This window comes from Planctomicrobium limosum (assembly GCF_051465645.1).
GTDB lineage: Bacteria > Planctomycetota > Planctomycetia > Planctomycetales > Planctomycetaceae > Planctomicrobium.
On sequence record NZ_CP195790.1, the window covers coordinates 2,879,002 to 2,892,085 of the forward strand.

Here is a 13,084-nt window from a genome sequence, read left to right on the forward strand (position 1 = left end):
ACCGGCAAACCACTCGTAACGCATTCAAAGATTCACTGACCGCGCAATCTGCTTCAAACAAAAGAAAGCCAACACGATGTCCGAAAAGGGATCATCGTTACCTGATTCGCAATCTGGAACAAAGCCGGTCGCCCCCTCCCCAGACTCGCACAGCGAACACCAACACCAGTCATTCTGGCTTTGGGTCGTTTGTTTGATTGGGGTCGATTACTTCAGCACACTGGCCTACCAACCATCAATTGCCTTCGCGTCCTCAGGCCGACTCGCTCCAATCTCAACACTGTTCCTGGTGCTGATGACACTCGGGGGAGCTCTGCCCGTTTACTACTATGTGGCAGACAAATCTCCTAAAGGCCAAGGTTCGCTGGCCATGCTCCAGCGACTCCTGCATGGCTGGTCGGCGAAGTTTCTGGTGCTGGTTCTGCTCGGATTCGCAGCCACCGACTTTGTCATCACAATGACTCTTTCGTCTGCCGATGCTGCGGCACATGTGATACACAATCCGATCTGGGATCACGCCCCTAAGTTCCTCCATAACCAGGTTGGTCTCACGTTATTCATCCTCATCACACTTGGCGCGATCTTCATGCGCGGGGTGAAAGAAGTCATTGGAGTCGCCGTTGTCATCGTGACGGTCTACCTCTCACTGAACTTCCTGTTGATTGGAACGGCACTGCTGGAGATAGCGCAGAACCCTGTGCATCTGACTAACTGGTGGAATCACATTTTGGAGGGCGATCTGGCAATCCCAGAGACACCAATCCAGCCCCGAAGTTTTGCGACACTATTCTTCCTTGCGGCGATTTACTTTCCCAAACTGATTCTCGGGCTGAGTGGATTTGAGACCGGTGTGGCTGTCATGCCGTTGATCAAAGGTGATCCTGACGACGATCCGGAGTACCCCAAAGGACGAATTCGCAACGCACGAAAATTGCTCATCACTGCCGCATGTATCATGAGCGTCTTCCTGCTTGGTTCCTCAATTGCGGTCTCAATGCTGATCCCGCCCGAGGCCCTGCAGGAAGGGGGACCCGCTGCAGACCGCGCTCTGGCTTACCTCGCACACGGGGAAGGTGACACACCCATTGCATGGTGGTGCGGAGAAGTCTTTGGAACGATCTATGACATCAGTACCGTCGTGATTCTCAGCTTCGCGGGAGCCAGCGCCTTGTCTGGCCTGCTCAACCTGATTCCAAGGTTCCTTCCGACTTACGGAATGGCTCCAGCCTGGGCAGCTGCCGTCCGCCCATTGGTTCTGGTCATCATGACCATCAGTGTCATTGTCACCCTGATTTTTCAGGCCGATGTCGCCGCTCAAGGGGCAGCATATGCAACCGGGGTGATGGTCCTCATTCTTGCCGGGTGCATCGCCGTGGCGATCGATCGGTATCGCAATCGCACAACGAAGAGCTGGCTGACAATCCCGTGGGGAACCATTTTCATCTCCATTGTTTTCGCCGCTTGCACAACGGACATTATCATTGAAAAACCAGACGGGCTGATGATCGCCTCCTTCTTTATTGCTGGAATCCTGATTGTTTCTATCACCTCACGAATCGTTCGTAGCGCAGAACTCCGGTTTGTGGAGTTTGAATTTGCCGACAACGAATCGCAGTTTCTCTGGCAGTCACTGCAGCACCTGGAGATTCCTGTTCTGGCCCCACATCGGCCGGGTGGGCGTTCGCTCGCCGACAAAGAAAAAGAACTCCGAGACTGGCACCACATTCCAGAGAATGTCCCGGTCGTTTTCGTCGAAGTGAACCTTGGTGACCCAAGCGATTTCTACCAGTCACCACGGATCAAGATTCACTCGGAGAAGGGAATCTTCATCATTAAAGTGGATCGATGCACGGCGACGGCCCCTGCACTGGCCGCAATCACGCTTGCTCTTTCACATCCCGGAGATCCGATTGAACTCCACTTCGGGTGGTCAGATGAAAGCCCTATGCGAACCAATCTGGGTTTTCTGCTGTTCGGCGAAGGAAATATCCCCTGGCTCGTACGTGACCTGATCCGCCGAGTGGAACCGAATGAGAAGTTGCGCCCACGCATCATCATTGGCTGACAACAAAAACACAGAAGCAGTTTCCAGACGGATCTGATAAACTCAATATGGAAATCAGGGCTCGGCTGTCGTCATAAACTGACGATCTGATCCCGTTTCCAGACATCAAAATTATGCACAATCGCCCTCTCAGGGCAGGCGACTTCACAACCGAAGTGCCTCGCCCTGCGTTACAGATTTCCGTTCATCGACTCCAACCTCCATAAAACAATGCCCGTCCCCTTTGCATGTAAAGGTTGTGGTTTCCAAACCAACGTCAAAGACACCATGGCGGGCAAGAAGATCAAATGCCCTAAGTGTGGTGCGCCCGGCGCGATTCCCGCTCTGAAAGCTGCTGGCGATGCTGGTGACGATGACATCATGAAGCTCGATTTAGGGAGCTTTCAGGATGTGGAGCCAGCGGAAGGCGAAAATCCTGACGGCTCTTCGACCGCTCCCAAAGCTCCCAAGAAGAAGAAAAAGAAAAGTACGGCGGCTCCTCTAAGCAGTGGCGTCAAAGGAGCTGCGGTCCTGTTCAGTTTGCTTTCAGTGGGTGTCATCGCTCTCTTTGTCATGACAGCACTCCCTGAAATCATCGAGTTGACGAAGCCTCGGGAACCGAGCAATCCTGCCGCAAAGCCGGATTCAGAAAAGCCAAATCAATAGCCCAACGCTGTGCACACCTCTTTAACGAAAGCACTCACATGTTGAACTCCATGGTAAATTCAATCGGTTTGCTGGTTCTGCGGGTCTCTTTCGGAATGATGATGCTGGCCGCGCACGGTTACGGCAAACTCATGGGTTTCTCAAATCTCGCAGGGACTTTCCCAGATCCGCTGGGAATCGGCAGCAGTACGATCAGTCTGATTCTCGCGATCTTCGCCGAGTTTTTCTGCTCAGTCCTGATTGTCCTCGGGCTCTTCACCCGACTGGCCGCCATCCCGTTGATTGTGACAATGCTGGTCGCAATCACGGTTGTACATGGCGACGATCCTTGGGCAAAGAAAGAACTCGCCGTTGCCTACCTGGCAGCATTCACTACGATTTTAATTACAGGAAGTGGACCGCTCGGGCTCGATCGCTTTCTGGGATTCCGCAAAAAAGGAAAGTAGGAACCGCCTTCGTCGTCGAAGAGCGATTCAGCCACACCTGGTCATCACTCAGGAAACGACATGAAAAGCCACATCCAGCTCCCTGACATCTCACTCTACCTACAGGATGAAGGTCAGGGAGATCCGATCCTGTTTGTTCATGGGTTTCCACTCGACCATACGATGTGGCAGCGGCAAATTTCCGTTCTGTCAGCAACTTACCGATGCCTTGCAGTCGATCTACAAGGATTCGGAAAAAGCACCGTCACCCACGGCACAGTCACCATGGAGAGAATGGCGGATGACCTGGCCGCGTTGCTCGACAGACTGGAGATCACTCAACCAGTGACTCTGTGCGGTTTATCAATGGGAGGATATGTCGCCTGGCGGTTCTGGGAACGCCATCGCAACAAACTGGCCAGACTGATTCTTTGCGACACTCGGGCAATTGCTGATACCGATCAAGGGCGTGCCGAGCGAATGATCACTGCGGACAAAATTGAAGCAGAAGGCACTAGCCTGCTTGCTGACTCAATGCTTCCCAAGTTGTATGCAAAGGCGACTCAGCAACAACACCCTGAACTTTTGGAGAACGCCAGGAAAACGATCCTCGCCAATTCACCAGCAGGGGTCGCAGCAGCGGCCAGAGGAATGGCGGTGCGTCCTGATATCACACGGTGGCTTCCGGCAATCACGGTTCCAGTCCTGTTACTGACAGGGGAGCATGATTCTATTTCCACCGTCGACGAAATGGCCGGGATCGCCAACATGCTTCCGAAGAGCAAGCATGTTGTGATCGATCACGCCGGACACATGGCACCACAAGAACAGCCGGAAGCGACCAATCGAGCCATCCTCGACTTCCTGACGGATTTCTGACCTGCGGCCAAACGCACTGGATGGGGCGTGCAGAAAGTCGCAATGACTCTTCGCGTCGACCACCCTCTCATCATCAAAAAAGCAACGCCTAAACTTCCGTAAAGAAGCTCAGGCGTTGTTATTGAAAGCGTACTCTTTGACCAGGCGAAGACAGAACACCAAGTGAAGGACTACTGTTCGGTCACTCGGAACCCCGAAAGAGCCGGTCTAGATGGCTTCTGGACCAGATTCGCCGGTTCGAATGCGGATCACGTCAGTGATCTCTGTGATGAACAGCTTTCCATCACCGACTCGCCCTGTTCGAGCAGAGTTCATGATTGCTCCCACAGCTTTTTCAAGGTCGCTGTCGATGACAACAACTTCCACTTTCAGCTTAGGGAGGAAGTCCACGGTATACTCAGCACCACGATACTGCTCTTTATGACCGCGCTGACGGCCAAACCCACGCACCTCGGCAACGGTCATACCGATAATACCGCAGTCAGACAGAGCCGTCTTGACGTCATCCAACTTGTAATGGCGGATGATTGCTTCGATTTTTTTCATGACGCAGCCTGACCAAGACTTTCCGACCAGATCGGTCGTTCATAAGCAGACGAACGTGTGCCTGTTCAACTGAAGCACCAGCAGTTCTTCTGAAAAATAAACAAAGTAACAATTCGTTCGACCACTGAATTAGCCCCATCGAATCAGAGAATGACTCGACGGGATGCACTCAAACCCTGATGACCGGCGAGCGAGAACGAACGAGATTCTGCTCGCCAGGAACCGTATCCCGGTTCCCAAAGAAGCCTGCGGTGACAAGTCGCGACAATAAATAACGCTCGACTTGCTTCAAAGCAAATCAGAGAGGAAACAATCGCTCAATCGTCGCTGAATGAGTAATTTCTGAGGCGACAGGAGCACTCTCGAAACGAAACTCGCTGTCCCAGATTCAGGCCGAATATTTGCGTCGATTCAGCAGAAGCAACCCTAACTCAGGTTGGCGGTCGACCACATGCTCAGTCATCGCTGAGCATGCAGGATCGAAAACCGCACCTGATCACTTAGAGGGATTCGCTTCCGGTTTCGCCTGTACGAATTCGGATTGTTTCCTGCAGGTCGCTGATGAAGATTTTGCCGTCGCCAATCTGGCCAGTTCGGGCAGTCTTCAGAATCGCATCAATCGCAGTCTGCAGTTCTTCGGTGGGGACAACGACTTCGATCTTCACCTTTGGCAGGAAGTCGACTGTGTATTCTGCCCCGCGGTACTGTTCTTTGTGCCCTTTCTGGCGACCAAAGCCACGCACTTCAGAAACAGTCATGCCGGAGATTCCAGCAGCAGTCAAAGCGTCTTTGACTTCTTCGAGTTTGAAGTGCCGGATAATAGCTTCGATTTTCTTCATTGATCGGTCCTTATGCGATTACAGGCGCGGCTCCAATTTGGCTCAGCTCGTTCTGTGAGTCAAGAGCGACCGGTCCTGAGGTGGATGTTTACCGCTGATTAAACAACAAGGGAACAAAAAGGGCTGCCAGGAAAGATCGCTTCGCCTCACGAAAAGTCAGAGGCAAAGCGATCGATCGTTCTGCCGGCTGTGCACCCTCAAGAAGAGTGGTGCACAGTCCAATCTTCCTGACATCTTAGAGGAAGATATAACCTTCTTCATTGTGCTGGCTGAGGTCCAGTCCCTGTTGCTCTTCATCCTGAGAAACTCGCAGGCCCATTGTCGCGTCGAGGATCTTCAAAAGAATGAAAGTTCCAATGACAGCAGTCACGGCTGAAGCTCCGACACCGGCTGCCTGATTGATGACCTGCTGTACGTTGCCAGCTTCGATCAGACCTGACACACCTTCAGTCACACTCTTTGTCGCAAACACGCCCGTCAAAATCGCTCCGAGAGCTCCACCAACTCCGTGAACCCCGAAGGCGTCCAGGGAATCATCATACCCAAAGGTCTTCTTCACAGTTGTGCAAGCGAAGTAGCAGACGACTCCAGCAGCGAGCCCCAGAATGATTCCGTGAATCGGGTTCACAGCACCAGCGGCAGGAGTAATACAGACGAGACCGGCAACCGCCCCTGAGCAAGCACCAAGTGTGGTTGGCTTGCCGTGGCCAATCCATTCAGCAATCACCCAGCCCAACACACCACCAGCTGCGGCCAATTGAGTTGCGAAGAAAGCGTTAACGGCCCACTTATCTGCGTTGACAGCACTACCGCCATTGAACCCGAACCAACCCACCCAAAGGAGTGCAGCACCGATGCAGGTGAAGGTCAGGTTGTGTGGAGGCATTGGCTCGCTGCCATAGCCATGTCGTTTTCCGATCACGATTGCACAGATGAGAGCAGAAACACCTGAGCTGATATGAACGACTGTTCCACCAGCAAAGTCCAACCCTGGGAACATCGCCTTTTCATTGAGACCGCACAACCAGCCATCTGCAGCCCAGACCCAGTGAGCGATTGGACAGTAAACAAGCAATCCCCAAAGTGCACAGAACACAGCCATTGTGCTGAACTTCATCCGTTCAGCAAATGCACCGCAGATCAGAGCTGGAGTGATGATGAAGAACATCCCCTGGAACATGCAGAAAATCATGTCGTTGCCAGCAGCGTTCAGTGAACGACCTTCACCAGCAATGACTCCGTTCAACAGAACGTAGTCGAGATTTCCGTAGTAAGGGTTAGTCCCCCCGAAGGCCCAACTGTACCCAACGACTGCCCACAGGATTGTCATCAATCCCATCAGGAAGAAGCACTGCATCATCACACTGAGGATGTTCTTTTTACGAACCAGTCCGCCGTAGAACAAAGCAAGTCCCGGCGCGGTCATCATCAGAACCAGCGCACAGGAAGTCAGCATCCAGGCAACTTTGCCTGTATCGAGATCAGGAGCTTCTTCCACAGCGGCTTCAGTAACCACTTCAGTCGTGGTCGTCACCACTTCTGCAGCGGCAGGGGCTTGCTCTTGAGCAAACGCCATACAGGGAACGAATAACAAGGGAACCAAAGCCGCGAGAACGGCTGCACATCTCATGTAAGTTTTCATATCTCTCTTCGTTCCGAATTCACCAGATCAATTTGTCGCTTCATCGCAAGGAGCCGGAGTCTGCAAATCCGATCCGTATTCAGGACCAGCAGGAACTCACACAGCACCTCGACGTTGACACGGCGACAGAAAATTTGACGGTCGGCCAATGCCCGTGCAGTCCACTGACTTCATGGAGGTCAAGCTGAAATGCCCAATTGCAAGGCCCATGCCAACTCTTAAAGCACGTTGGCAGAAAACGCAGATCACCAATTATTTCACTGCAAATCAATCGGTAATGAATTGAGATTCGCAGGATCCTTCTGCCCAAACGCCGCGCACGCTCGCCCAAAAACAACGCATCCACATTGTTTGATGCACTTTATTTCAACACTCAACAGATCAACGAACCTGCACGCATTTATTGTCAGAACCAGAGGACTTCGCCATCATGCACAAATCAAACCCATTGAGTCCGACAGGTCAGCGCCTCTTCAGAGGTGACCAACGCAGCCATCAACGGTGAGTGCAATGAAATCCCTCTTCACAGCCGTTCTTGCCACATTTCTCATGCTGAATTCTCCAACTGGCATTTCAGTCAGTCGCTCGGCAGATCTCCCTGTCGGCGCAGAAATCCTGAATCTCGACAACCTCGTCGCCTGGTGCATTGTTCCATTTGACGCAAAGAAGCGGAGCCCTCAGCAACGCGCGGAGATGCTTCGTGAACTGGGAATCCGGTCATGCGCATACGACTGGAGGGCCGAACACGTTCCGACATTCGAGGAAGAAATCCGGCAATACAAAGCGAACGGAATCGAGATGTTCGCTTTTTGGGGTGAGCATCCGCACGCATTCGAACTCTTCGAGAAATACAACCTGCACCCTCAAATCTGGCAGATGCCTCCGAATCCCGCGGGTGAGACAGACGAAGCCAAGATTGCTGCGGCCGTCGAAGCACTTACTCCCCTCGCAAAGAAAACTCAGGCAATGAAATGCCCTCTCGGGCTCTACAACCACGGAAACTGGGGCGGTGAGCCTAAGAATCTGGTTGCCGTTTGCGAGGCACTACGCAAACAAGGCTTCAACCATGTGGGAATTGTCTACAACTTTCACCACGGCCATTCTCACATCACTGACTGGCAAGAGTCCTTCACTCTGATGAAGCCATACTTACTTTGCCTTAACATCAACGGCATGAATGCCTCAGGAACCCCCAAAATTCTCTATGTTGGTCAAGGCGAGCACGAGACCAACATGCTTCGAGTGGTCATTGAATCTAACTACTCTGGACGCATCGGCATTCTTAACCATCATGTCGATATCGATGCACGCGAAGCCTTAACACATAACATGCTCGGAACAAAATCTATTAAAACACAGCTAACTAAATAGCATACATTTTTCACACAGAACCAACTCAACAAGAACCACATTATCATGAGTAGCTACTTCCCTAACATTTCGAAAATCGAATACGAAGGCCCGAAGAGCAAGAACCCGCTTGCTTTCAAGCACTACAATCCGGAAGAGATCATCGAAGGCCAGTCGATGAAAGATCTGTTCCGCTTTTCAGTGGCCTATTGGCATTCGTTCCGCGGAACTGGATCCGATCCATTCGGCGCCCCCACTCTGCTCCGCGACTGGGATGACGGCAGCGACTCCGTGGAAAACGCCTTGAAACGCGTTGATGTCGCTTTCGAATTCATCTCCAAGCTCGGCGCGCCATTTTACTGTTTTCACGATCGGGACGTTTCCCCAGAAGGCGCCACGCTCAAAGAGAGCAACGCCAACTTTGACCGTGTCGCCGCCAAGCTAAAAGAGAAACAGGCAGAGACCGGAATTAAACTACTTTGGGGGACAGCGAATTTATTTAGCCACCCCAGGTATCTGCACGGAGCCTCAACAAGCTGCAACGCAGACGTCTTCGCTTATGCCGCTGCGCAAGTCAAAAAAGCAATTGAAGTCACTCACGAATTAGGTGGCGCCAACTATGTCTTCTGGGGCGGTCGTGAAGGATACGTTAACTTATTTAACACCGACATGAATCGCGAGCTGGAGAACTTCGCCAGATTCATGCACCTCGCTCACGACCATGCGAAATCAATCGGCTTCACTGGTCAGTTTCTCTTCGAGCCAAAACCGAAAGAGCCAACCAAGCACCAGTACGACTTCGATGCAGCAGCCTGCCTCAACTTCATCGGGCGCCACGGGCTCGACGGAATTGTGAAGCTGAATATCGAGGCGAACCATGCAACTCTGGCCGGTCACACATTCATGCATGAGCTGGAATACGCCCGAATCCACAACGCTCTCGGGTCAATAGACGCCAACTCAGGCGACCTGCTGCTGGGCTGGGACACTGATCAGTTCCCGACAGATATCTACGTGACATCTCAGGTGATGCTCGTCCTATTGGAACAAGGAGGCCTGCTCTCTGGCGGAACTAACTTCGACGCCAAGCTGCGCCGAGAGAGTATCGATCCAGTCGACCTCTTCCACGCTCACATTGGAGGAATGGACGCCTTCGCTCGCGGGGCCAAAATCGCAGCAGAAATCCGTAAAGACGGAGTCCTGTCCCAATTCGTCAAGGAACGCTACTCCAGTTTCGACTCAGGCATCGGAAAGAAGATCGAAGCCGGCGAAGCCACATTCGCTGACCTCGAAGAATACATGCTGGAAAAAGGAGAAATCTCCCCCAACACCAGCGGCCGACAGGAATGGATCGAGAACATCATCAACCAGTACCTGTAACGAAAACGACAATCCAGTCGACAATGCGATCCAAAGTGCTGGGGCAACCAGGTCTCAGCACTTTGGACGCCCGACCCGACGCGGATCTGCATTTACAAACGACACTTCACACTTGCGGCTTTCGCTGATCACTCCACACCGCCTACGTCGCTCGTGTTTGGTTCGAGTCGACCTCACAGCAGAAGTCAGGATTGAGCCCGCCGCACAGACTGCGAGTGCGAGACTCTCCGGCAATGCCCACTTTCGCATCCCGTTCTGGATGCCAAGTTGAAATCCGGGTGGAAATGCCGAACCTTGCCAATATTATTGAGCCGGTAGCCCTCGCAACCCGTTGCTAGATTTGACCAAAGCCCATCGAGTCGCTCGGCCCATCTGCCTGAATATGGCCTTCGAACAAGAAGATTGGGGTCGAACATCGCATTGCGACAGTGTGTGCGCTGCTCAACACCCCTTATTCAATCAGAATTCCAAGAATTCTTCGACATACATCATAAAACCAACCGTCTCACGACGGGAAAGGCTGACTGATGCTGAAACCGCCTGTGGACATTCAACGTGACCACATCATCGGCCCGCCTGATGCAGAGATGGTGCTGGTGCAATATGGTAGCTATGCCTGCGCTCGCAACCACGCCGTCCACGACGTCATTGAACGATTGAGAAGTCGCTTCGGCAATCGGATGTGTTACGTATTCAGACACCTCCCACGCGGTGAGATCAAAAAATCGCGACAGGCCGCTGAATTCACTGAATTTGCTGGGCAGAAGACAGGTAAGTTCTGGGAGATTCATGAAGCCGTCATGGAGCGCGGTCCAGGACTGTCCAAAGACCATCTCAACGAGATTGCTCAAAACTTCGATCTCCCCTCGCCAGACGAGATTCCCCAGTCCGAGCTTAAGGAGGCACAAGAGCATATCCAAACAGATATCGAGAACGCACAGCAAAGTGGGGCCACGACGACCCCAGCGTTCTTCATCAACGGACGACGTTACGACGGAGCCTGGGACGAGAGTTCACTCGCCGATGCCATGCTCGGTACGCTCGGACATCGAATCCAGTCTGCAGCGTTCAGCTTTGTAGGATGGGGCCCTTCTTCGGGACTGCTGCTGGGACTGGCAACACTCATTGCCCTTCTTCTGAGTAACTCTCCTCTCGGACCGGCGGTGTCTGCATGGTGGGAAACCCCATTAGGCATACAGTGGGGGACAATGGAATTCAGCCATTCACTCCTCCATTGGGTGAACCACGGGCTCCTGACGATCTTCTTCTTCGTGGTTGGTCTGGAGATTAAGCGCGAGTTCACAGTCGGACACCTTTCCAGCTTTCGGGCGGGAGCCCTCCCGGTCATCTCTGCGTTTGGGGGAATTCTTATCCCTGCAGGGATCTACGCGTTGGTTGCCCCTCCAGAATTGAGACACGGCTGGGGAATTCCAATTGGAACCGACACTGCGTTTGCAGTTGCGATGATCGTGCTACTTCGCGACCGAGTTCCAATTGAACTGCGGGTCTTTCTGACAGCTGCAGTCATTATTGATGACATTGTTGCCATTATCGTGATCGCACTGTTCTACTCCGGCGAGATCAATACCGCCTATCTGATCGCTAGCGGTGTTGTGACTGCGCTGGTGCTCGTGCTCAACGGCGCAGGCGTGTATCGAACATTACCATACCTGGCCTGCGCCGTTGCGATGTGGTTTCTACTTCATGAAGCAGGACTGCACGCCACACTGGCTGGTGTCATCATGGCGGTGCTGATCCCCGCACGCTCGCCAGCAAAGTTACCGGCTCTTCTTGCGCAGGCGGCGACGCTGATTCATCGCGAAGACGAGCACAAGGGAGAAGCCATGCGATCAGGTCCGTCGGAATCGGCCTTACTGACATTGGATGCGATTTACTCTCGGATCGAATCGCCAACGGACAAGCTGCTTCGCACCGTTGAACCGTGGTCAAGCTATGTCGTGCTGCCGATTTTCGCACTGGCAAATGCCGGCGTCGCCTGGTCAATGGACGCCTTTGAAGGAAACGGGCGACTCATGGCGGCCATCATTCTAGGGCTTGTCATCGGAAAGCCAGCGGGCCTCGTTGCGGCGGCATGGTTGGCGGTCAAATCGGGGATCGCGGTCAAGCCGAATGCCTATTCATGGCGTCAGTTGTGCGGCGCAGGTGCACTCGGAGGTATCGGGTTCACGATGTCGCTGTTCATCTCGGACTTGGCATTCACAGATGCCGGGAATCAGGCAGCCTCAAAGATTGCGATCTTTATCGCTTCGATCATCGCCGGAGCCCTCGGCACAATATTCTTGTGGGTTAAACCCGAAGGGGACGAAACGCCACGATCAACTAAGCTCGCAAAAGAATAACTGCGACTGCCAAGCCGATGGGTCCGATGGACGGGATTAGTGTTGTTCTGTTGAAAGGCCGATGTCTTGCAGAAAGTGAACTAACACTGGAAGACATCGGAAAGAACTCGGAGCGCCGCTCTCTCGAACGGGCTGCGTTTATTACGGGTCGAGAGTGTCGCTCCTGTCGTACATTTCGGACCAGTCACAAAGGTCTCCACGGGCCGGCGACGGCCATACTTTTTTTTGCAACGAGGTAAGCTGTATTAGTCAAGATCCAGCATATTGAACGTCCTCCGCAAGAAAATGCGGAATTGTAGACAAGCGATCTGCAACTGCTGAATTTCTCTAATAGCTAATCCAAGTCTACGAACCAACTCTATGTAGCGAAGAAATTGTGAACGAGGTATGACAACGACTCGTCGTCGATGTATTGAGTATTCACTCGCAAGTTCCCTACCGGAAGAGCAATTTCGCGAAGTTCGACACCGACTTCCGATAGATCTAGCGTAGCATCTGCGATAATCCACTCTCTGCAAGTGTTATCAAAGATAATATCTGCATCCAACTGGCGCCCCATTCTCCCTGATTTCGCCATCTGTATCAGATCGTCTTCACGATCCGCCGCAATCCATCTAATAATAATCACGTTTTGCTTGTTGTCTTTTTCCGCAAGTAGCGTGAGTGAATCCCCTCCTCCAAGAATGAACGATTCTCTTCCTCCGATATTGATCGAATGTACGGAATCATCAGAGATTAGACAGGCAAAATCGTAATCTAATGAGTTAACTCCCCTCCACAACTGGAAGAATTCTTTAGGAACAAGAACAAAGAGAGGGCCATACCCCTCCAGCCAATCATTACGCATCCGAAAGACTTCCCGTCAAGCACACTTCTGTTTTATTGAAATAATAAAGCGGTTTAGAAAAAATTTAGTATGCCCAAAGATGCGCTGTGTCGTGATCTCAAAACCA

The 13,084-nt window shown here is 52.4% G+C and carries 11 protein-coding genes; 7 read left to right on the forward strand and 4 right to left on the reverse strand.

All coding sequences use genetic code 11. The features are described from left to right. Nucleotides 1–76: 76 nt before the first annotated feature. The 4 genes from SH527x_RS10800 to SH527x_RS10815 all read left to right on the forward strand — a co-directional run bounded on the left by SH527x_RS10800 (nt 77) and on the right by SH527x_RS10815 (nt 4,014). Nucleotides 77–2,065 carry an amino acid transporter gene (locus tag SH527x_RS10800; protein ID WP_437190687.1) on the forward strand — a complete coding sequence of 663 codons (1,989 nt, stop codon included), beginning with the start codon at nt 77–79 and terminating at the stop codon, nt 2,063–2,065. A gap of 267 nt (nt 2,066–2,332) precedes the next feature. Next, on the forward strand, nt 2,333–2,710 hold the full coding sequence (locus SH527x_RS10805) for a hypothetical protein (RefSeq protein WP_437190688.1): 378 nt from the start codon (nt 2,333–2,335) through the stop codon (nt 2,708–2,710). A gap of 38 nt (nt 2,711–2,748) precedes the next feature. Then, nucleotides 2,749–3,156 (forward strand): DoxX family protein, encoded by a 408-nt coding sequence (locus SH527x_RS10810; RefSeq protein ID WP_437190689.1) that lies wholly within the window; start codon nt 2,749–2,751, stop codon nt 3,154–3,156. Nucleotides 3,157–3,216: 60 nt separating this feature from the next. Beyond that, complete coding sequence (locus tag SH527x_RS10815) at nt 3,217–4,014, forward strand: alpha/beta fold hydrolase (protein ID WP_437190690.1); 798 nt, start codon at nt 3,217–3,219, stop codon at nt 4,012–4,014. A gap of 207 nt (nt 4,015–4,221) precedes the next feature. Here SH527x_RS10815 and SH527x_RS10820 read toward each other — a convergent pair whose 3' ends face one another. The 3 genes from SH527x_RS10820 to SH527x_RS10830 form a co-directional block, all read right to left on the reverse strand. Further along, nucleotides 4,222–4,560, reverse strand: coding sequence for a P-II family nitrogen regulator (locus SH527x_RS10820; RefSeq protein ID WP_437190691.1), 339 nt, complete (start codon nt 4,558–4,560; stop codon nt 4,222–4,224). Between the two features lie 500 nt (nt 4,561–5,060). Further along, the gene (locus SH527x_RS10825; RefSeq protein ID WP_437190692.1) at nt 5,061–5,399 is read right to left on the reverse strand and encodes a P-II family nitrogen regulator; all 339 of its coding nucleotides are present in this window, start codon (nt 5,397–5,399) and stop codon (nt 5,061–5,063) included. Nucleotides 5,400–5,634: 235 nt separating this feature from the next. Further along, a complete protein-coding gene (locus SH527x_RS10830) occupies nt 5,635–7,029 on the reverse strand; it encodes an ammonium transporter (RefSeq protein WP_437190693.1) in 1,395 nt (464 codons plus the stop codon). A 522-nt stretch (nt 7,030–7,551) separates the two neighbouring features. Here SH527x_RS10830 and SH527x_RS10835 point away from each other — a divergent pair. From SH527x_RS10835 to nhaA, 3 genes are all read left to right on the forward strand, one after another. Next, nucleotides 7,552–8,412 carry a hypothetical protein gene (locus SH527x_RS10835; protein ID WP_437190694.1) on the forward strand — a complete coding sequence of 287 codons (861 nt, stop codon included), beginning with the start codon at nt 7,552–7,554 and terminating at the stop codon, nt 8,410–8,412. Between the two features lie 45 nt (nt 8,413–8,457). Continuing rightward, nucleotides 8,458–9,771 carry a xylose isomerase gene (gene xylA, locus SH527x_RS10840; protein ID WP_437190695.1) on the forward strand — a complete coding sequence of 438 codons (1,314 nt, stop codon included), beginning with the start codon at nt 8,458–8,460 and terminating at the stop codon, nt 9,769–9,771. Nucleotides 9,772–10,298: 527 nt separating this feature from the next. Further along, nucleotides 10,299–12,131 carry a Na+/H+ antiporter NhaA gene (gene nhaA, locus SH527x_RS10845; protein ID WP_437190696.1) on the forward strand — a complete coding sequence of 611 codons (1,833 nt, stop codon included), beginning with the start codon at nt 10,299–10,301 and terminating at the stop codon, nt 12,129–12,131. Nucleotides 12,132–12,489: 358 nt separating this feature from the next. On the opposite strand, the gene SH527x_RS10850 is transcribed toward nhaA, so the two are convergent. Continuing rightward, nucleotides 12,490–12,978: an Imm21 family immunity protein gene (locus tag SH527x_RS10850; protein WP_437190697.1), complete on the reverse strand. Its 489-nt coding sequence runs from the start codon at nt 12,976–12,978 to the stop codon at nt 12,490–12,492. Between the last annotated feature and the right edge of the window lie 106 nt (nt 12,979–13,084).